Raw genomic sequence first — 19,374 nt, forward strand, 5'->3', positions numbered from 1 at the left:
TTATGCGATTATTCTAACATGAATTATGCATAAATAGATTGTTGTCGTTGAGATAAACCATGATAGAGGATGAAAAAATGGACACACCAAAAAGTGGGGTATTGGAACGCTTTGCCATCGCCGTGAGCAATTGGTCGGAGCGTTGGTTTCCAGATTCGTATATTTTTGCCTTATTGGGCGTCATCATTGTCGCCATCGCCTCGGTGGTCATCGGTGCTCCCGTCACCGATGTGGCCAAGTCGTTTGGCAATGGTTATTGGAGCCTGATTCCGTTTACCATGCAAATGGCCATGCTGGTGATTGCCGGCTATGTGGTGTCGGTGTCCAAACCGGTGCAGGCCTTGATTAACAAACTGGCCTTAATTCCGAAATCGGCGCGCTCTGCCATTGTGATGGTGGCAGTGGTCAGCCTGTTGGTGTCCTTGCTAAATTGGGCGATGAGCACGATATTAACGGCTTTGTTGGTCATCGCCTTGGCCAAGCGCAAAGAATTGCACATGGATTACCGCGCTGCCGCTGCTGCGGCCATCATCGGCATGGGCGCGACTTGGGCTTTGGGCATCAGCTCATCGGCGGCACAATTGCAGGCGAATAAAGACAGTTTACCGGAATCCATCTACAACTTAACTGGTGTGATTCCGTTTACCCAAACCATCTTTTTGCCGCAGTCTTTGGTGATGATTGTGGTGTTGATGGTGGTGTCGATTGCGATTTGTTTTTGGTCGGCGCCCAAGCGCGACAACACCAAAACCATGCAAGACTTTGGTTTGAATTTTGATGAGGTTGAGGAAAGCACCGCCACCCAATCCAGCCGTCCTGGCGATTGGTTGGAGAATTCACCCTTGCTCAGCATCTTGGTGGTGTTATTGGGCTTGGTGTGGATGTATTTTGAATTCACCAGCAAAAACCCGATTTTGGCCATTTCCAGTCTCAATACTTACAATTTTGTGTTTTTGATTTTGGGCTTGGCCTTACATGGCACGCCGCGCAATTTTCTGAATGCGGTGTCCAAAGCCGTGCCGGCGGTGACGGGTATTTTGATTCAATTCCCTTTGTATGGCTCCATTGCATTCATCATGACCAATGCCGTTAATGGCAGCGGTGATTCGCTGTCGCATTACATTGCGCACTTTTTTGTGTCCATCGCCTCGCACGACACATTTGCCATCGTGATGGGTTTGTATTCGGCGATTCTGGGTTTCTTTGTGCCATCGGGCGGCGGCAAATGGATTATTGAAGCGCCGTATGTGATGCAAGCGGCCAATGATTTGCAATACCACTTGGGTTGGTCGGTACAGATTTACAATGCCGCCGAAGCCTTACCTAACTTGGTCAACCCATTCTTTATGTTGCCGATGTTAGGGGTATTGAAAATCAAGGCCAAAGACATCATGGGCTTTACGGTCACGCAATTGGTGGTGCACCTGCCGCTGGTGTTGTTTTTGTTGTGGGCATTGGGGCAAACGCTGGACTATGTGGCGCCGATGAAATAGCACGGATGAAATAGCACGGATGAAATAGCACGTCTGTAGCAATGCTGTAACAGCGGCCTGTAAGCACTTACAGGCCGCTTATTTGGCATCATGGGCAGAGAAACAACTCAGTAAAACCATGCAGGCCAAACAGCATCACTGCAATGGCAACAGCGGTAAAAAGGCTGATTTCAGCCCGTTTGTAATACCGTGTTGCAAAGAAATCTTGCTGACTATTGCGATGAAGTGAACACCGAGCATGAAAAAGCGGCCTGTAAACATTTACAGGCCGCTTTTGGAGTGGCGACAGCTTAAATATCAATCTCAGCCGTCAACGCATTGCTTTCGATGAATTCGCGACGTGGTTCGACTTCGTCGCCCATCAAGGTCACAAAGACCTCGTCGGCGGCGATGGCGTCGTCGATTTTCACTTTCAACAAGCGGCGAACTTGTGGGTCCATGGTGGTTTCCCACAATTGCTCAGGGTTCATCTCGCCCAAGCCTTTGTAGCGTTGGATGGACAGGCCTTTTTGCGCATCGGCCAACAGCCAATCCAAGGCTTGCGAAAACGATTTCACAGGCTGTTCTTTCTCGCCTTTGAACAAGACTGCGCCTTCGTGTACCAAACCGTCGAGCAAGACCGCCATTTGTTTGATGGATTGGTAGTCTTTGCTTTCCAAGAAACCTTGGGTCAGGTAGGTCACCATCACATTGCCGTGCAAACGGCGGGTGACTTTGAGTTTACCCAAATGGTGTTCGTCGCCAGCAATCGCCTCAATCAAGATGTCTGGGTCGCTGATGTTGTCTTGCAATAATTTCTCGGCCGCCAACAAATCTTCTTGGGTGGCAAACGAGATTTCTGGCAAATACACCAATTGCACCAATACGGCACGGTCAACGGCGCGGCTTTCGCGGTTAATCACACCACGGGTGAGCATGAATTGTTTGGCGATGTTGGCCAGTTCTTCACCTTCCAAAGTCTTGCCATCGGATTCGATGCGCGCGTTTTGCAAGGCCAAGTTGAGCAAGAATTGGTTGAGCTCAAAATCGTCTTTCAAATAACGCTCTTGCTTGCCGTGTTTGGCTTTGTACAGCGGTGGTTGAGCGATGTAGACATAACCGCGCTCAATGATTTCCGGCATTTGGCGGTAGAAGAAGGTCAATAACAAGGTACGGATGTGGGCGCCATCGACGTCGGCATCGGTCATGATGATGATGCGGTGGTAGCGGAATTTGTCCGGATTGTATTCTTCTTTGCCGATGCCACAGCCCAAAGCGGTAATCAAAGTCGCCACTTCTTGGCTGGCAAGCATTTTCTCGAAACGCGCTTTTTCCACGTTCAAAATCTTACCTTTGAGCGGCAAAATCGCTTGGAATTTGCGGTCGCGGCCTTGTTTGGCTGAGCCACCGGCCGAATCCCCTTCGACCAGATACAGTTCAGACATCGCTGGGTCTTTTTCTTGGCAGTCGGCCAATTTGCCCGGCAAGCCTAAGCCATCCATGATGCCTTTGCGGCGGGTGATTTCACGCGCTTTGCGTGCGGCTTCGCGTGCACGGGCGGCATCAACGATTTTGCTGGTGATGATTTTGGCTTCGTTGGGGTTTTCTTCCAAGAAGTCTTTCAAACCGGCGTTAATCACCTCATTGACAATCGGGCCGATTTCGCTGGAAACCAATTTGTCTTTGGTTTGTGAGCTGAATTTCGGGTCGGGCAATTTTACCGACAACACGCAAGTCAAACCCTCGCGCATATCGTCACCAGCGGTTTGTACCTTGGATTTTTTGGCGATGTCGTTGTCTTCGATGTATTGGTTCAAAGTGCGCGTCATCACTTGGCGCAAAGCGGTCAAATGGGTGCCGCCATCGCGTTGTGGAATGTTATTGGTGAAACACAATACCTGTTCTTGGTAAGAGTCGTTCCACTGCATCGCCACTTCCACGCTCATGCCGTCTTCGGATTCACCTTGGGTGTAGAAGATTTTGTCGTGCAAAGCGGTTTTGGTGCGGTTGATGTATTTGACAAAACCGCCGACGCCGCCTGAAAAAGCAAAGTCTTCATGACGGCCATCGCGTTTGTCCATCAATTGGATGGCCACGCCATTGTTCAAGAACGACAATTCGCGTATGCGTTTGGCCAAGATGTCAAAATTGAATTCGACCACGCCAAACGTCTCTTCACTGGCCAAGAATTGCACGCGTGTGCCTTGTTTGCTGGTGTCGCCCAATTGTTTTAATGGTGCGACCACATCGCCGCGGTTGAATTCGACAAAGTGTTCTTTGCCATTGCGGTAAATATTGAGGGTGAGCCAGTCGGACAAGGCGTTGACCACAGACACGCCGACGCCGTGCAAGCCGCCTGAGATTTTGTAAGAGTTGTTATCGAATTTACCGCCGGCATGCAAAATGGTCATGATGACTTCGGCCGCAGAACGGTTTTCTTCGGGGTGCATGTCGGTGGGAATGCCGCGACCATTGTCTTCAACTGAGATGGAGTTGTCAGAATGAATGGTGACCACGATGGTGTCACAATGGCCGGCCAAGGCTTCGTCGATGGCATTGTCGAGTACCTCGAATACCATGTGATGCAAGCCGCTGCCGTCTTGGGTGTCACCAATGTACATGCCCGGGCGTTTGCGTACTGCATCCAAACCTTTTAACACTTTAATGCTGTCAGCACCGTATTCTTCTGGTTGAGTCATAAGTCACTTCTTCTGTTAATGGATAAGCTGATACAAGCGGCCTGTAAACGTTTACAGGCCGCTTGGAATACATGGCCTTAGATGCGCATTGGCATCACGATGTATTTGAAATCAGGATTATCTGGAATGGTAAACAAAGTCGATTGATTGGCATTGCCAAACGCCAATTGGAAATCGTCAACTTGGACGTTGCGTAACACGTCCATCAAATACGTGATGTTGAAACCCACTTCCAAAGCCTCGCCTTGGTAAGCTATTTCCACATCTTCTTGCGCTTCTTCTTGCTCGTTATTGCTGCACAACACGCTGAGCAAACCCGGTTTCAATTGCAAACGCACACCGCGGAATTTCTCATTCGCCAAAATGGCAGCACGTTCCAAGGCGCCCAACAAGGTAGTGCGGTTGATTAAAAACAATTTGTCGTTGTCCAAAGGAATCACACGGGTAAAGTCTGGGAATTTGCCATCAACCACTTTCGATACCACCACGGTATCGCCGCTTTGCACGCGCACTTGGTTAGACAACAATTCCACCGTGATGTTGTCTTCAGGATGGCTGAGTAATTTGAACAATTCCAACACGGTTTTGCGTGGCAATATCACTTCGGCTTTCGGCAAGTTGGCGTCTTCCAAGGTGATGCCAGCGAAGGCCAAACGGTGACCGTCGGTAGACACCAAGCGCAATTGGTTGCCCTCGGTTTGCAACAACAAACCATTGAGGTAGTAACGGATGTCTTGGATGGCCATTGCATACTGTACTTGTGACAGCATCAGTTTCAATTGTTCTTGGCGCAGACTGAAAGTGGCGTTGACGTCTTGTGCCACATTCATCATCGGGAAGTCTTCGGCCGGCAAGGTTTGCAAATTAAAGCGAGATTTGCCTGCGGTTAAGGTAAGGCGGTTGTCCGCCCAATCGAGTTTGACAATGGCAGACTCAGGCAGCGCGCGCAAAATGTCTTGCAGCTTTTTGGCGCTGGTGGTGATGCGAAAATCTTCGGTAGGGGTTTCAGGGCCGGTGGTGTGGATTTGGATTTCCAAGTCGGTGGCCAACAGTTTGGTGTGGCCAGCTTGGGCTTCGATCAGCACATTCGACAAAATTGGCAAAGTGTGGCGGCGTTCAACAATGCCGGTCACGGTTTGCAATGGTTTGAGTAAGTCGTCGCGTGAGGCTTGTAAAATCAACATAAAGTCATCCCTGATTATTTTTGTAACATGGCAGACAGGTAGTCATAATCCTGTGCCAATTTCGCGTCGGTTTGTTTTAATTCGTGTATGGTTTTGTGCGCATGCATCACCGTGGTGTGGTCACGACCGCCAAACACTTGGCCGATGGACGGCAAGCTTTGTTGGGTAAGGTCTTTGGCCAGCGCCATCGCCATTTGGCGCGGGCGCGCGATGGTACGGGTGCGCTTTTTGCCGATCAAATCGGCGATTTTCAATTGGTAGAAGTCGGCACAAGTCTTCATGATGTGCTCGACCGTGATTTGGCGCTGCGCCTCTACCAATATGTCTTGTAAGGCTTCGGTGGCCAATTCAATATCAATCGGTTTGTGTTGGAACAAGCTGTGTGCGGCCACGCGTTTGAACGCACCTTCGAGTTCACGCACGTTAGAGCGTATGTGTTGCGCAATAAAGAAGGCGGCTTTTTCCTGCAATTGCACATGCGCGGCTTCGGCTTTTTTCTGCAAAATCGCCACGCGCATTTCCAACTCAGGCGGTTCCAACTCTACCGTTAAGCCCCATGAAAAACGCGATTTCAAACGGTCGTCCATGTTTTTGATGTTGGCAGGCAAGGTGTCGCATGTCATCACCACTTGTTTTTTCTCATCCAAAAGATGGTTAAACAAGTAGAAGAATTCTTCCATGGTGCGGTCTTTGCCGGAAATAAACTGCACATCGTCGATTAACAACAAGTCGAGCGAATGGTAATGGCGTTTGAATTCATCAAAAGAGCTGGAGCGAAACGCCTTCATGATGTCGCGCACATAGGTTTCAGCATGGATGTAGCGAATTTTGGCGCGTGGGTGTTGCTGGTAAATGCGGTTGCCTATGGCCTGTATCAAGTGGGTTTTACCCAAGCCGGTGCTGCCGTATATGAAATAAGGGTTGTACATGCTGGAGCCAGGGTTTTCAGCAATGGTTTGTGCACCGGCATACGCCATACGGTTGCCTTTACCTTGTACCAAGGTTTCAAATGTATAACTGGGATTCAAACGGGTTTGTTCAGCAGGGTTGTCTATGGGTGGCAATTCGGTGGCCGTAGACTTAATAATGGCCGGTGCCGATGGCACAATGATTTCAGAGCTGTTTTCCACAATGCGTGGTTTGCGTGGGCGTTCCAAGTTTTTTTGGATGATGTCTTGCGCCGTGGTCACACCGCGACTGGCTTTGCTGCTAACCGGTGCTGCAGGGGTTTCGTCTTCAGCATCCAACATCGCCACATCGTCAGCCAATAAATCTTCAGCCGCATCGCTGTCTTCTGTCCATGCTTGTGGCGGGTTGGCTGCCGTTGCCAACGGCGTTGTCGCCACGCTGACTTGTTCGCCCATGCCAATTTTTAAATGTAACACAGGTGCGTTTGGAGCCAAATTTGCAACAGCGGCTTCGATTTTTTGCCAGAAATGGCTTTTGACAAAGCCGAAGACAAAATTGTTTTTGGCATACACCACCCAAGCATCGTTTTCGGTGCTTACGGTCAACGGAGCAATCCACATTTGGTATTGCTGATTGGATAAGGTGTCGCGCAATACATAGAGCGCATGAGGCCATACGGCACTGAATTGGCTTAAATCGGCTTGTGGCATAAATGGGTTGGACTTAATCGGCGATGTTACAGGACGCTGTTAATCAAGAACTCTGGATAACAACAATAAGAGTGTATTATAGCCGATGGCAGAGTATTTATCCACAGGCGCTTGTGGGTAAATCCGGCATAAAAGCATTGACAAAATAGCGAAAACCCGTTGTAATAGCGCGTTTATTTATCGTCAGATACTATTAATTTAAGGATGCAACAATGAAACGCACATTCCAACCGTCTGTTACCAAACGCAAACGCACTCACGGCTTTTTGGTTCGTTCAAAAACCCGTGGTGGTCGCGCCGTTTTGGCAGCTCGTCGTGCCAAAGGCCGTAAACGCTTGGCTGTATAAGCTTTGAATCAAGGCTTTAGCAAGACTGAACGACTGTTGAAAACGGATGAATTTTCATCCGTTTTTGCATTACGCCGCTCGCGTCACGGTCGTTATTTACAGGTTTTGCTAGGAGAGGCACAAGAGCACCCACGTTTGGGTTTGGTGGTGGCCAAAAAAGTGGCCAAGCGTGCCCATGAGCGCAATTACATGAAACGGGTATTGCGCGAATGGTTTCGTTTGCACAAACATGGCTTGCCGGCCCAAGACATCGTGGTACGTGCCAAAATGAAGTTTGAACAGGAAGATTTTCAAGCGGTGTGGCAAGAATTGCAGCGCTTATTAAATCAAAAAGCGTCATGAAGTATTTATTATTGAAATTCGTGCGTTTTTATCAGGTGGCCATCAGTCCGATGTTGCCACCTCGTTGTCGTTACACGCCAACCTGTTCACAATATGCTGTTGAAGCCCTACAAAAACATGGAGCTTGCAAAGGCTCGATGTTGGCATTGCGTCGGATTTGCCGTTGTCACCCTTTGGGTGGCAGTGGCTATGATCCTGTTCCTTAACCGATGACTTAAAGATTGATAATCGATGGAATTTAAAAGACTAATGGCCTTTGCTGTGATTGCGATGGCGATTTTGTTTGGTTGGAATTACGCCTTCCCACCACCCAAAAAGCCTGTTGCGCAAGTGCAAGCGGATGCGGCCAAAACCGCCAACCCTGCAGCGGCACAGCAAGGTTCACTCAGTGTGACCGACCCCATTAAGGTGAAAACCGATGTGTACGACATCGAGATAGACCAAGCCACCGGCGACATCCGTCGCATGGTTTTGAGCAAACACGATGCCACCAGCGATGCTACCAAAACCTTCGTGTTGTTAGACGATGAAAAAAACTACACGTATGTGGCCCAAGCTTCTTTGTTGAACAAACAAGGCGCGTATTTGTTGCCTGAAGGTACCAAATTCACCGCTGCGCAAAAACAATACGATTTGGGCAACGGCGACAAGGTGGAAGTGCGTTTGACTGCGCCAGAAGTGAATGGCGTGAAAGTGGACAAGGTCTATACCTTCCGCAAAAACGACTATGCCATTGATGTGCGCTTTGATGTGACCAACAACACTGGCAAACCTTTGGCTTACGATGCCATGTACCGCATGTTGCGTGACGGCTCTGCGCCTGAAGGCGAAAGCTGGTTTGTGCACAGTTATACCGGTCCGGTGGTGTATACCCCAGAAGGCCGTTACCAAAAAGTTGATTTCAAATCTTTGGATGAAGACTTCCAAAATGGCAAAGACACTGCCGATTACCAACGCAAAACCGAAGCCGGTTGGGTGGGTATGATTCAGCATTACTTTGTTACTTCATGGATTTTGAACAAAAAAGACGCGGCCAGCGTGTGTGGTAAAGCCGAAAACTGCACCATGGACGTGAAAAAACGCAGCGATGGCTTGTACTCAGCCGGTGTGCGTGTGGCCTTGCCGGATTTGGCTGCCGGTCAAACCGTGGCTGTGCCGATGACTTTGTTTGCAGGTCCTGCGGAATACAACCGCATCATGCCTTTGGCTGACAATTTGGAATTGAGCAAAGACTTCGGTAAATTGCACATTTTCGCGTCGCCATTGTTCAAATTGTTGAACTGGATACACGGTTATGTCGGTAACTGGGGTTGGGCGATCATCTTGCTCACCATCATCGTCAAAGCGATTTTGTTCCCATTGACCAATGCTTCTTACAAATCTATGGCGAAAATGCGCGCCGTAGCGCCGCGTTTGAATGCGCTCAAAGCCGAATACGGCGACGATCGCATGAAGATGCAGCAAGAAATGATGGCGCTGTACAAGAAAGAGAAAATCAATCCATTGGGCGGTTGTTTGCCGATGTTGATTCAAATTCCGGTGTTCTTAGGTCTGTACTGGGCCTTGTTCAACTCGGTTGAATTGCGTCAAGCGCCGTGGATGGGTTGGATTCAAGACTTGGCGCGTCCAGACCCTTGGTTCATCTTGCCAGTGTTGATGGCGGCGACGATGTGGTTGCAAACCCATTTGAACCCACCGCCAGCAGACCCTATGCAAGCGAAGATGATGAAAATCATGCCGTTGATGTTCTCGGTAATGTTCTTCTTCTTCCCAGCTGGCTTGGTTTTGTACTATGTGGTCAACAACGTGTTGTCGATTGCACAACAATGGTTTATTAACAAAAAGATTGAGAAAAGCATCAAAGCTTCTGCTTAATCTGATGTGAAGTAACCCGATAAGCGGCCTGTAAATCTTACAGGCCGCTTATTTTTTTACGCACAAATGCTTTCGATAAGTGCTTAAAAAATGTACAATTGCCTCCCTGTTTGTTTTGATGATGAGACCGATGCACATAGGCAGTATAGAGTTGGCGACGCCGTTGGCGTTGGCGCCTATGGCGGGCATTACCGACAAGCCATTTCGCATGTTGTGCCGCCGCTTTGGCGCGGGCTTGGCCAGCAGTGAAATGACCACGTCCGATCCCAGTTTACAAAACACCCGCAAAACCTTGCAGCGCGCCGATCACAGCGGTGAAACCGGCATACGTTCGGTGCAAATCGTTGGCAACGTGCCGGAAGTGATGGCCGAAGCAGCCAAATTAAACGTGGCGCGCGGGGCGCAAATCATCGACATCAATATGGGTTGCCCAGCCAAAAAAGTGTGCAATGTGTTGGCGGGCAGTGCCTTGCTCAAAGACGAAGGCTTGGTCAAAGACATCTTACAGGCCGTGGTAGAAAGCGTGGACGTGCCGGTGACTTTGAAAACGCGTTTGGGTTGGGACGACAGCCATTTGAACGTGCCCACTATTGCCCAAATCGCCGTTGATGCCGGCATCCAAACCTTGGCCATCCATGGTCGCAGCCGCACGCAAATGTATACTGGTGAGGCGCGCTATGAATTGATTGCTGCGGTCAAACGCGATTTGCCGATACCATTGTGGGTGAACGGCGACATCACCAGCGCTGCCAAAGCGCTGCAGGTATTGGAACAAACCGGTGCCGATGGGGTGATGATAGGGCGCGGTGCCCAAGGGCAGCCGTGGATCTTCCGCGATGTTTGGCACATGTTGCAACACGGGGTATTGCCCGATGCTTTGGATTTTGACACTGCCGCCAGCGTGGTGTTGGAACATTTGGCGGCGATACACGCATTTTATGGCGAACATGGGGTGAAAATCGCCCGCAAACATTTGTTATGGTATTTGGGTGGGTTTGATGCCTATCAACGTGAGCGCACCGATATCAATCAGATACAAGAAACTTCATTACAATACGAAAAAATAGCTGATTTATTAGAACAATTGTCACATCAGTACGATTTGTGGCCTCGGCGTGCTGCCTAGCTCAAGCTTGCACCGAGTCCCCCATTTTAGGAGCAACTTAATGAATGAACGCATCGATGTCATCGAACAATGCATTCATGCCAGCTTAGATGAATATTTTGATACCTTGGGTGGCGAAGCCGCTTGTGGTGTCTACGATATGGTGATTTTAAAAGTGGAAAAACCACTGTTAATCCGCGTATTGGCATACTGCGATGGCAATCAAACCAAAGCAGCAGCTGTTTTAGGTGTAAACCGCAATACCCTGCGTAAAAAAATGCAGGTACATGGCTTGATTTAATCAATAAAAGGAATAGCAAAATGGTGGCAATCAAACGCGCACTCATCAGCGTGTCTGACAAACAAGGTGTGGTGGATTTCGCTCGCGCCTTGGCAACAATGGGTGTGGAAATTTTATCCACTGGTGGCACAGCATCTTTGTTGGCAGCAGCCGACATCCCTGTGATTGAAGTGGCTGATTACACCGGCTTTCCTGAAATGTTAGACGGCCGTGTCAAAACCTTACATCCGAAAATCCACGGTGGTATTTTGGGTCGCCGCGACTTGCCTGAACACGTGGCCAAAATGCAAGAATTTGAAATTGGCAACATCGACTTGGTGTGCGTGAATTTGTACCCATTCGCCGCCACCATCGCCAAAGCCGGTTGCACGGTTGAAGATGCGATTGAAAACATCGACATCGGTGGCCCAACCATGGTGCGTTCTGCGGCCAAAAACTGGCGCGGCGTGGCGATTGTCACCGACAATGCCGACTTTGAAGCCATCATCAATGAGATGCAAGCAAACGAGCAAGGCTTGAGCGACAAAACCCGTTTCAATTTGTCACGCAAAGCCTTCACCCACACCGCTCAATACGACAGCATGATCAGCAATTACCTGACCAGCTTGGACGACAATGTGTTGACCGGTGAACCTCGCGTGGGCGAATTCTCTGCCAATTTGAATGCCAATTTTGTCAAAGTACAAGACTTGCGTTATGGCGAAAACCCACACCAACAAGCCGCGTTCTACCGCGATTTGCACCCAGCTCCAGGCTCGTTGGCACGTTACAAACAATTGCAAGGCAAGGAATTGTCTTACAACAACATCGCCGACGCGGATGCCGCTTGGGAAGCGGTTAAATCCTTCCAAGACACTGCTTGTGTGATTGTGAAACACGCCAATCCTTGTGGTGTGGCCGTGGCAGCGAATACCGAACAAGCGTATTTGAAAGCCTATTCTACCGACACCACCAGCGCGTTTGGCGGCATCATTGCCTTTAACCGCGAAGTGGATGCAACCACTGCCGAAGCGATTACCTCACGCCAATTCATGGAAGTATTGATGGCGCCAGCGTTCACTGCCGATGCATTGGCGGTGTTGGAAGCGAAGAAAAACGTGCGCGTATTGGAAGTGCCGATCAGTGAAGGCGCGAACCGCTTTGAAATCAAACGCGTGGGCGGCGGTTTGTTGGTACAAACCCCTGACATCCATGTGTTGACCCGCGAAGACTGCACCGTGGTATCTGAGCGCCAACCGACCGAACAAGAGTGGAATGACTTGCTGTTCGCTTGGAATGTGGCCAAATACGTGAAGTCCAACGCGATTGTGTTCTGCAAAGACGGCCAAACTTACGGCGTCGGTGCAGGCCAAATGAGCCGCGTCGATTCTACCCGCATTGCCGCTCGCAAAGCCGAAGACGCGCAATTCTCATTGGATGCGGCTGTGGCAGCGTCGGATGCCTTCTTCCCATTCCGCGACGGCATTGATGTGATTGCCGAGCAAGGCATCAAAGCCATCATCCAACCGGGTGGCTCTATGCGCGATGAAGAAGTGATTGCGGCGGCGAACGAGCACGGCATTGCCATGATTACCACCGGCGTGCGTCATTTCCGTCATTAATCCCGTTTAAGCTGTTTACAGGCCGCTGTTATCATGATGTTAATGGCGGCTTTTTACATGGAGCAAAGCGATGTTGCACCCGTATTTGCGTGGACTTAGCCTGTTGTTGTGCGCAGGCAGTGCGCAATGGGCACTGGGGGCGCTGGCGCAGCAGCCCGATGTGGCCGCGCCGTGTCCTGCACAGATGGACATAGGCAAACCTTATACCGTGCAATTAGAAGCGAATTTGAGCACCGGTTACCGTTGGCAATTGCTGCCAGCTACGGAAGCCGTGCAAGTGCAAGAGTTGGCGCCTGAGGCCTTGTATCACGATGGTCGCGTGGGTGCACCCGTCTTACAAACATGGCAGTTGCTGGCCAAGCAAACCGTCGATACCGATTTGGTCTGGCAGTATGTGCGCCCTTGGCAAACCGATGCCATTGCGCAAACCGCAACTTGCCACATTTATGCCAGTCGTTAAACCCATTCTAGCCGCTGTGCTGCTTGTAAATCGCTTTACAGGCCGCATTTGAGGCCAGTGCGTACGCGGTTACGCCACACTTATTACGTTGCAAAGGACACTCATGACTTTACAAGTTGAAATCATTCCGGTGACCCCGTTTCAGCAAAACTGCTGTTTGTTGTGGGATGCCGACACCAAAGAAGCGGTGTTGACCGATGTCGGCGGCAATGCCGATGTGTTGTGGGCGCGCATCCAAGAGCTGGGTTTGGATTTGCAACAAATCTGGTTGACCCATGGTCACTTAGACCACGCCGGTGGTGTGGCCGATGTGCGTGCGCTCAAAGACGTGCCAGTCATCGGCCCGCATGCTGACGATGTGTTTTGGCTAGACCAATTGCCTGAAGCCACGGCCAAATATGGCTTCCCCGTGTCGCCAGTAGTTAAACCCACACAGTGGTTGAACGAGGGCGATGTGGTCAAAGTCGGCGCGCATGAATTTCAAGTGTTGCACATCCCAGGGCATACCCCTGGCCATGTGGTGTTTTACTCGGCCGAGTATGGCTTGATCATCGGCGGCGACATCTTGTTCCAAGGCTCGATTGGCCGCACCGATTTTCCGCGCGGCAATCACCAAGATTTAATCAGCAATATCCAGCAAAAACTGTATACTTTGCCCGACGCCACTGAGGTGATACCGGGACACGGCCCTATGACCAGCATAGGCCACGAAAAGCGCACCAATCCCTATGTGCGCGCAGCAGATTAAAAGCGGCCTGTAAACTCACAGGCGCAACTGACTTTATTGAGGAGACAGCGAATATGGCAGTGCATATTCAAGAAGTGTTGGGGCAATATGTCGGCCCAATTTTGGCGCAATACGCGCAAACTGCTTTGGGCTTGGACGAAGCCCATGCGTTCAAATCGGTAGAAAAATCCATCCCTGCCGTGTTGGCAGGCGTCATCAGCCATGTGGGCGATGAACATGCCGCCAAGCGTTTTTTCAATTTGCTCACCGGCACCAATGTCGACACCAAATGGTTGGAAGCAGGGAACTTGCAAGGCGATGCCTTGGCAAAAGTGCAAAAATTGGGCGGCCAATGGTTGGGCTTGCTGTTTGGCAGCCGCGGCCATGAAGTGGAACAAGCGGTGGCACAAGATGCAGGCATAGACGATGCGCAAGCGAGCAGCATCATGTCTTTGGCCATCCCGACGGTGTTGGCAGCGTTGAAACAATGGATACAAAACAACCAATACGGCCAACACCAGTTTTACGGCCAATTGGTGGCGCAAGAATCGTTCTTCAGCAAAATCTTCAGTCCGAAATTATTGGCAGCAATGGGCATACCCAGCGCCTTGACCTTGGTGGCCGGCATACGCTCATGGGGTGACCAGTATTTTGCCGAAAAATCCACCGTGGCAGCCGCCGCCGAAGCGGCGCCTCTGCGCACCCCCCCCCCGCCTGTGGCACCAGTGGCCACCGCCAAATCTGGCATGGGCTGGGCAAAATGGGTATTGGGTTTGATTGTGTTGGGTGTATTGGCCTATTTGGGCAAAACCGTGTTTTTGGATGGACAAGCCCCTAGCGCGCCTGCTGCGTCGGCACCGGTTGCCAGCGCCCCTGCGATTGCCGCACCCGTGGCCGCCAGCACGCCAGTTGCCAGCGCTGTGAGTGCCAGCGCGCCCGCAGCCGCCAGTGGCGTGAGCGCCGCCAGCGATGCCACCGCTGCACCCGCTAGCGACCGCACCGTGTTTGAAAACGGCGCCTTGAAATTCTATTTTGCCACTGGCAGTGCCAAAATCAGCGCCGACGCCAAAGACTTGGCCGCGCCTTTGTTGGCCGCCGCCAAAGAAGGTAAAAAATTGCGCATCAGCGGTTATAACGATGCCACCGGCGATGCTGAAAGCAATGAATGGTTGGCGAAAAAACGCGCCCAAGCCGTGCGTTCTTTCCTGAACAAACAAGGCGTGTCTAAGAGCCAATTGGAATTGGTGAAACCTGAAGCCACCACCGGCCAAAGCGGCAATATGGCACAAGACCGCCGCGTGGAAGTCACCATCGCCGAATAAGCCTGATATAGTTGTTCATCAGTAACAAGCGGCCTGTAAATGTTTACAGGCCGCTTTTGTATTATCTGTTGGTGATAAAAGCAGGTGAAGAAGAGTATTCCACAAATTGATTTTGATGCAGGCATGTGTGTGGGTAGGGAGAGTGACATGATTGAGACTTGCAGGATTTGTTGATAATCAATGGGCAATCCATGCCATTGATGGCGCAACTTTGATGGACATAAACAAGCGGCCTGTAATCGTGTTACAGGCCGCTTTTTATGGGTGTTATGTCTATGCTGATTCGGTGTTGGCCTTGCTTTTTTGCTGGGTGAGTAGCAAGCACAAGACCACTGCGGGCACACCAATCACAGCCGTGCCGACGAAAAACCAGGCATAGGCTTCCAAGACGGGATAGCTCAGTTTTAAATGGTCTACCCAATAGCCTGAGAAACCTTTGAGGAATTTGCCCAATAAGGCATAAAACGAGCTCAGCAACGCGTATTGGGTGGCGGTATAGCCAAGCGAGGTGAGGCTGGACATATAGCCGACCAAGGCGGTACCGGCAAAACCGGTGGCGAAATTGTCTATGACCATGGCGATGGTAAACGCGGTGGTATCGGCACCGACGTGCGCCAACCAAGCAAAGGCCAAATTGGAACCGGGACCCAAGATGGCGCCCAGAATCAAGGTGGATTTAAAGCCAAAACGCACCGCAAACAAGCCTGCAAATGCAATGCCAACCACACCGGCAATCAAACCCGCCGAGCCACGCACCGCACCGACCACTTCCTTGCTGATGCCCAAATCCACATAAAATGGGTTATTCATAGGTCCCATCACAAAGTCGGGCAGACGGTACAAACTGATGGCGAGCAACATCACCAAAGCCCATTTGCCATGGGTCTTGAAGAATTGCAAAAACGGGCCAACGATGGCATCGAATAAGCCTTGTGGGCTTAACAAAGATTTGGGCGCATCCGTTGCCTGTTCTTTGGTTTGGGTCAATGGCTCTTTCGCCATCAAGGTCGCCACAATCGCTACCACCATTAACACTGCCATCAATTCATACGACAATTGCCAGCCTATGCCGGCGGCGACGATGAGGATTAAGGCATCGGTGATGAGCAAGGCGGCGCGATAACCGAGTTGGTAAGCCGAGCTGAGCAAGGCCAGTTGTTCGCTTTGTTCGGACGATTCAATGCGCCAAGCATCCACGACGATGTCTTGTGTGGCCGAGGCAAACGCAGCGACCAAGGCGCAGCCTATGAACAAAGGCAATTGATTCGGTGTGACCAAACCCATTAGCAACAGCGACGCCGCAATCAACACTTGCGACAACATCAACCAACTGCGGCGGTGACCCAAGCGCGGGTTGAGAAACGGCAATTTGACGCGGTCAACTATCGGTGACCACAAGAACTTCATCGAATAAGCAAAGCCTACCCACGACACGAAACCGATGGTGGTTAAGTCTGTGCCTTGTTCGCGCAACCAAAAGCCCATGGTGTTGCCGACCAGCATAAATGGCAAGCCGCTGCCAAAACCGAGCAATAACATCACCACAAAAGTGCGGTTTTTTAATAAAGAGAGGGCTTTGCGCCATTTGTTGGGTGGACGAAAAGCAGGATCATAAGTGCTCATAATGCCTTCTGTAAATGTGTATTAGGCGGCCTGTAAAACGCTGCCATTTTGAACAGGGCTAGAGTGTAACATGTTCAAACTGAGAACAGCAGCGCCGCATGCGCGCGCGGTAGTGGTACAGGTATTGATGTGCTAAGGTAGTCCCATGGGGATAAAAACACTGTGGCAAACCCTGTTTGCCAAGCGAAAGGCGAAGATGACGACAATCTTATTGGATTTTGATGGCACGTGTGTGGCGCATGAATACCCGTATGTGGGCGATGACATTGGCGCGCAGCAAGTATTGCATGATTTGGTGGCGAATGGGCACCAACTGATTTTGTTCACCATGCGCTCGCCCATCAATTATTTGGATTTTGCCTTGGCATGGTTTGAGGAAAATCGGATTCCGCTGTATGGCATTCAAAGCCATCCTGAGCAAAAGACTTGGACGGCGTCGCCCAAAGCCTATGGCCAACTCATCATTGACGACACCATGTTGGGGGCGAAACTGGTTGATGGCCGTTATTTGAATTGGCAATGGACGGCAGAAATGCTGTGCGAACGCGGTTTGATTACGCCAGCGCAATTGGCAGCTTATGATTTCAGTTTGTATGTGTATTGAGTGTTGCTGCGGATTTGAATTTTTTAACTGGCTTACAGGCCGCTTGTATTGACTGCAAGCGGCCTGTAAACATTTTTGGGAGTCTATTTGAAAGCTGCGAGCTGTGTTGCACCGTCATGGGGGATTGTTAAGGCGAGAGTGTTGCGATGGTTTGAGAAGCGGCTTGTGATTGCGTATCAAACAAACAGGCCGCGATAAGCGGCCTGTAAATACTTTGCAATGCAAGAGTGGCTTACCACAAAGGCACATCATCGCCATCGTCACGGTAATCGGTGTCGCCGTAACTGCCGTAAGTGGTGGAATAGGTATTGGAGCCGTCGGTTTCGTCGACTTGCAGCGTGTCGCCATAGCGGCTGGCATTCAAAGTGCGGCGACCGGATGGGCCGTCTTCTTCGATGTAAACGGTATCGCCATAGCCACCGACCACACGCGTGTTGCCATAGTCGTCGTCACAATAAGTGGTGTCGCCCATGCGCGTGCACGAAGCGGCTTGGCTGGCGGAGAAAGACAAGCCCATTAAGCCTGCCAATAACAACATTTGGGTGGTTTTCATGCTGCATCCTTTCGCACTGCCCAAGCAGTAAGTGTGATGGCGTGAGCTTAACATGGCTATTGAAGTATTTGCTTGTTTATTTTTGCAGAAGAAGTGGCGCATGTTGCAAACTGTTTACAGGCCGCTTGTTCGGTATCAACACCTATCCTAACTTCGTGATGGCTTCAACGAAACACAATGTACAGCAGCTTTTGTTCTTGAGGGCTGAGAACCAATAAGGTTTGGCGGGAATAGGTGTAATAACTGCCTGGGCTGTACAAAATCCGCTGGGCCACACGTGCTTGTTCTGCATCTAATTCCACCCGATATTCATCGGTGCCTGCATCATAGCTGTTGATTAAAGAAGTGATGGGAATTTGAGTTTTATCAGTCTTGCTGCGATAAAACTTGGCCGCATCGGGCCACGGGGTGGCTTGCCAAGTAAGGCGCTTGTCTAAGGCATTCAGATAAGGCAAACCTTGCTGTGAGAGGTGTTGGGCTTGTTCTGTTTCTAAGCCAAACACGCGCAAAATTTGTTCGTTGTCACCTGGCCCACCTATGCCCTGAAAATCTTCATAATTGTATTCAAACGCAGTGGTGTGTAAGGCAGAGGGCACAAGGGAGCGCGCGTAATGGCGCGCATAAGCTTGCCATGCTAAGTGAGCCAGTCCTCCCAAACACAGCAACACGCACAAACGCAGGCAGAAGGTTTTGCGGTTGCCGCTGGAGGCGATAAAGTAAAGCATGCCCACTATGGTCAGCAGCAATGCCGTTAGTATCAGTAAGATTTTGACAATGAAGCCTGTCATAGCTGACTCCTTTGTGGGTGTTTAAGGATAAATCTCTATCTTGGTGCCGTTTTTCACATTGCGCCACAATTCATCCATGTCTTGGTTGCTGACGGAGATGCAGCCGTGTGTCCAATCGTTGCGGGGCAAATAGTCGTACAGCGCTTGCTTGGGCTGGCCTTGCGGCAAGTTGCTGGAGCCGTGAATCATGATGTCGCCACCGGCGCTGACGCCGCGCGCCTGTGCTTGCGCTTTGTCGGCGGCATTGGGGTAGGAGATGTGCAGCGATTTGTAAAACTGGCTGTTGGGATTGCGCCAGTCTATGTTGTAGCGGCCTTCTGGGGTTTTGCCGTCGCCTTCGGTGGTTTTGTGGCCCAGCGGCGTGAAACCCAAACGCATGGCATAAGTCTTGATGACTTGGCCGTTTTGCAAAACACGCACTTGGCGTTGGCTTTTGTACACGTGCACTTCATCGATGCGCACTTGCTGCCAGTTCACGCTTTGTGGCGCGGTTTTGCTGGCGGTGCGGCTGGGTAATAAAGACTGATAGCGTTGCCATGCCCATGCGGCGGCGATGAGTATCAGAGCCAGCAAGGCGATGGTGATGCAGCGCTTGGTAATGGGTGTGCTCATGAGCGCTTCCTTGTGAATGGAATACATGACCAGTGTAATCAGGCTGCTGCGGCTATGGATGAAAGCGGCATGAAGCTTGTGTGAATTCCGTGCTGTTGGCTCTGGCTAAACACATGGTGTGAGGGTGATATTTGGTTAAA

19 protein-coding genes are annotated in these 19,374 nt (G+C 50.6%); 12 read left to right on the forward strand and 7 right to left on the reverse strand.

The annotated features are described in order from the left end of the window. Positions 1 to 77 precede the first annotated feature (77 nt). The gene (locus tag BN3003_RS05535; protein WP_058355673.1) at positions 78 to 1,493 is read left to right on the forward strand and encodes a short-chain fatty acid transporter; all 1,416 of its coding nucleotides are present in this window, start codon (positions 78 to 80) and stop codon (positions 1,491 to 1,493) included. Between the two features lie 290 nt (positions 1,494 to 1,783). On the opposite strand, the gene gyrB is transcribed toward BN3003_RS05535, so the two are convergent. The 3 genes from gyrB to dnaA form a co-directional block, all read right to left on the reverse strand. Beyond that, the gene (gene gyrB / locus BN3003_RS05540; RefSeq protein ID WP_058355674.1) at positions 1,784 to 4,171 is read right to left on the reverse strand and encodes a DNA topoisomerase (ATP-hydrolyzing) subunit B; all 2,388 of its coding nucleotides are present in this window, start codon (positions 4,169 to 4,171) and stop codon (positions 1,784 to 1,786) included. Between the two features lie 77 nt (positions 4,172 to 4,248). Continuing rightward, positions 4,249 to 5,355: a DNA polymerase III subunit beta gene (gene dnaN, locus BN3003_RS05545; protein ID WP_058355675.1), complete on the reverse strand. Its 1,107-nt coding sequence runs from the start codon at positions 5,353 to 5,355 to the stop codon at positions 4,249 to 4,251. 14 nt (positions 5,356 to 5,369) lie between these two features. Then, entirely contained in the window at positions 5,370 to 6,974 is a 1,605-nt protein-coding gene (gene dnaA, locus BN3003_RS05550) for a chromosomal replication initiator protein DnaA (protein ID WP_058355676.1), read from the reverse strand. Positions 6,975 to 7,186: 212 nt separating this feature from the next. On the opposite strand from dnaA, the gene rpmH reads away from it, so the two are divergent. From rpmH to BN3003_RS05600, 10 genes are all read left to right on the forward strand, one after another. Next, positions 7,187 to 7,321: a 50S ribosomal protein L34 gene (gene rpmH / locus BN3003_RS05555; protein WP_019958174.1), complete on the forward strand. Its 135-nt coding sequence runs from the start codon at positions 7,187 to 7,189 to the stop codon at positions 7,319 to 7,321. A gap of 3 nt (positions 7,322 to 7,324) precedes the next feature. Beyond that, positions 7,325 to 7,663, forward strand: a complete 339-nt coding sequence (gene rnpA / locus BN3003_RS05560) for a ribonuclease P protein component (RefSeq protein WP_058355677.1) — start codon at positions 7,325 to 7,327, stop codon at positions 7,661 to 7,663. Continuing rightward, complete coding sequence (gene yidD, locus BN3003_RS05565; RefSeq protein WP_058355678.1) at positions 7,660 to 7,869, forward strand: membrane protein insertion efficiency factor YidD; 210 nt, start codon at positions 7,660 to 7,662, stop codon at positions 7,867 to 7,869. The genes rnpA and yidD overlap by 4 nt, the downstream gene beginning before the upstream one ends. Before the next feature lie 25 nt (positions 7,870 to 7,894). Next, positions 7,895 to 9,538, forward strand: coding sequence for a membrane protein insertase YidC (gene yidC / locus BN3003_RS05570; RefSeq protein ID WP_058355679.1), 1,644 nt, complete (start codon positions 7,895 to 7,897; stop codon positions 9,536 to 9,538). Between the two features lie 130 nt (positions 9,539 to 9,668). Continuing rightward, positions 9,669 to 10,664, forward strand: a complete 996-nt coding sequence (gene dusB, locus BN3003_RS05575) for a tRNA dihydrouridine synthase DusB (RefSeq protein WP_082625562.1) — start codon at positions 9,669 to 9,671, stop codon at positions 10,662 to 10,664. Between the two features lie 40 nt (positions 10,665 to 10,704). After that, positions 10,705 to 10,944, forward strand: a complete 240-nt coding sequence (locus BN3003_RS05580) for a helix-turn-helix domain-containing protein (RefSeq protein ID WP_058355681.1) — start codon at positions 10,705 to 10,707, stop codon at positions 10,942 to 10,944. Between the two features lie 20 nt (positions 10,945 to 10,964). Next, on the forward strand, positions 10,965 to 12,545 hold the full coding sequence (gene purH, locus BN3003_RS05585) for a bifunctional phosphoribosylaminoimidazolecarboxamide formyltransferase/IMP cyclohydrolase (protein ID WP_058355682.1): 1,581 nt from the start codon (positions 10,965 to 10,967) through the stop codon (positions 12,543 to 12,545). Between the two features lie 70 nt (positions 12,546 to 12,615). Beyond that, on the forward strand, positions 12,616 to 13,005 hold the full coding sequence (locus BN3003_RS05590; protein ID WP_058355683.1) for a protease inhibitor I42 family protein: 390 nt from the start codon (positions 12,616 to 12,618) through the stop codon (positions 13,003 to 13,005). 103 nt (positions 13,006 to 13,108) lie between these two features. After that, on the forward strand, positions 13,109 to 13,753 hold the full coding sequence (locus BN3003_RS05595) for an MBL fold metallo-hydrolase (RefSeq protein ID WP_058355684.1): 645 nt from the start codon (positions 13,109 to 13,111) through the stop codon (positions 13,751 to 13,753). 53 nt (positions 13,754 to 13,806) lie between these two features. Next, positions 13,807 to 15,054, forward strand: coding sequence for an OmpA family protein (locus tag BN3003_RS05600; protein WP_058355685.1), 1,248 nt, complete (start codon positions 13,807 to 13,809; stop codon positions 15,052 to 15,054). A gap of 273 nt (positions 15,055 to 15,327) precedes the next feature. Here BN3003_RS05600 and BN3003_RS05605 read toward each other — a convergent pair whose 3' ends face one another. Further along, positions 15,328 to 16,677, reverse strand: coding sequence for an AmpG family muropeptide MFS transporter (locus BN3003_RS05605; protein ID WP_058355686.1), 1,350 nt, complete (start codon positions 16,675 to 16,677; stop codon positions 15,328 to 15,330). 196 nt (positions 16,678 to 16,873) lie between these two features. Here BN3003_RS05605 and BN3003_RS05610 point away from each other — a divergent pair, with 196 nt between their 5' ends. Then, on the forward strand, positions 16,874 to 17,281 hold the full coding sequence (locus BN3003_RS05610; protein ID WP_058355687.1) for a hypothetical protein: 408 nt from the start codon (positions 16,874 to 16,876) through the stop codon (positions 17,279 to 17,281). Between the two features lie 232 nt (positions 17,282 to 17,513). Here BN3003_RS05610 and BN3003_RS05615 read toward each other — a convergent pair whose 3' ends face one another. The 3 genes from BN3003_RS05615 to BN3003_RS05625 form a co-directional block, all read right to left on the reverse strand. Next, complete coding sequence (locus BN3003_RS05615) at positions 17,514 to 17,834, reverse strand: hypothetical protein (RefSeq protein ID WP_058355688.1); 321 nt, start codon at positions 17,832 to 17,834, stop codon at positions 17,514 to 17,516. A 164-nt stretch (positions 17,835 to 17,998) separates the two neighbouring features. Beyond that, entirely contained in the window at positions 17,999 to 18,622 is a 624-nt protein-coding gene (locus tag BN3003_RS05620) for a hypothetical protein (RefSeq protein WP_058355689.1), read from the reverse strand. Between the two features lie 21 nt (positions 18,623 to 18,643). Next, positions 18,644 to 19,234, reverse strand: coding sequence for a L,D-transpeptidase family protein (locus tag BN3003_RS05625; RefSeq protein ID WP_058355690.1), 591 nt, complete (start codon positions 19,232 to 19,234; stop codon positions 18,644 to 18,646). Positions 19,235 to 19,374 lie beyond the last annotated feature (140 nt).

It is taken from the genome of Vitreoscilla massiliensis (assembly GCF_001457815.1).
Classification (GTDB): domain Bacteria; phylum Pseudomonadota; class Gammaproteobacteria; order Burkholderiales; family Neisseriaceae; genus Vitreoscilla; species Vitreoscilla massiliensis.

Bases quoted from the DNA above. Each gene is read 5' to 3' on its own strand.
- BN3003_RS05535 (WP_058355673.1), top strand. From the start codon at position 78: ATGGACACACCAAAAAGTGGGGTATTGGAACGCTTTGCCATCGCCGTG.
- gyrB (WP_058355674.1), bottom strand. From the start codon at position 4,171: ATGACTCAACCAGAAGAATACGGTGCTGACAGCATTAAAGTGTTAAAA.
- dnaN (WP_058355675.1), bottom strand. From the start codon at position 5,355: ATGTTGATTTTACAAGCCTCACGCGACGACTTACTCAAACCATTGCAA.
- dnaA (WP_058355676.1), bottom strand. From the start codon at position 6,974: ATGCCACAAGCCGATTTAAGCCAATTCAGTGCCGTATGGCCTCATGCG.
- rpmH (WP_019958174.1), top strand. From the start codon at position 7,187: ATGAAACGCACATTCCAACCGTCTGTTACCAAACGCAAACGCACTCAC.
- yidD (WP_058355678.1), top strand. From the start codon at position 7,660: ATGAAGTATTTATTATTGAAATTCGTGCGTTTTTATCAGGTGGCCATC.
- yidC (WP_058355679.1), top strand. From the start codon at position 7,895: ATGGAATTTAAAAGACTAATGGCCTTTGCTGTGATTGCGATGGCGATT.
- dusB (WP_082625562.1), top strand. From the start codon at position 9,669: ATGCACATAGGCAGTATAGAGTTGGCGACGCCGTTGGCGTTGGCGCCT.
- BN3003_RS05580 (WP_058355681.1), top strand. From the start codon at position 10,705: ATGAATGAACGCATCGATGTCATCGAACAATGCATTCATGCCAGCTTA.
- purH (WP_058355682.1), top strand. From the start codon at position 10,965: ATGGTGGCAATCAAACGCGCACTCATCAGCGTGTCTGACAAACAAGGT.
- BN3003_RS05590 (WP_058355683.1), top strand. From the start codon at position 12,616: ATGTTGCACCCGTATTTGCGTGGACTTAGCCTGTTGTTGTGCGCAGGC.
- BN3003_RS05595 (WP_058355684.1), top strand. From the start codon at position 13,109: ATGACTTTACAAGTTGAAATCATTCCGGTGACCCCGTTTCAGCAAAAC.
- BN3003_RS05600 (WP_058355685.1), top strand. From the start codon at position 13,807: ATGGCAGTGCATATTCAAGAAGTGTTGGGGCAATATGTCGGCCCAATT.
- BN3003_RS05605 (WP_058355686.1), bottom strand. From the start codon at position 16,677: ATGAGCACTTATGATCCTGCTTTTCGTCCACCCAACAAATGGCGCAAA.
- BN3003_RS05610 (WP_058355687.1), top strand. From the start codon at position 16,874: ATGACGACAATCTTATTGGATTTTGATGGCACGTGTGTGGCGCATGAA.
- BN3003_RS05615 (WP_058355688.1), bottom strand. From the start codon at position 17,834: ATGAAAACCACCCAAATGTTGTTATTGGCAGGCTTAATGGGCTTGTCT.
- BN3003_RS05620 (WP_058355689.1), bottom strand. From the start codon at position 18,622: ATGACAGGCTTCATTGTCAAAATCTTACTGATACTAACGGCATTGCTG.
- BN3003_RS05625 (WP_058355690.1), bottom strand. From the start codon at position 19,234: ATGAGCACACCCATTACCAAGCGCTGCATCACCATCGCCTTGCTGGCT.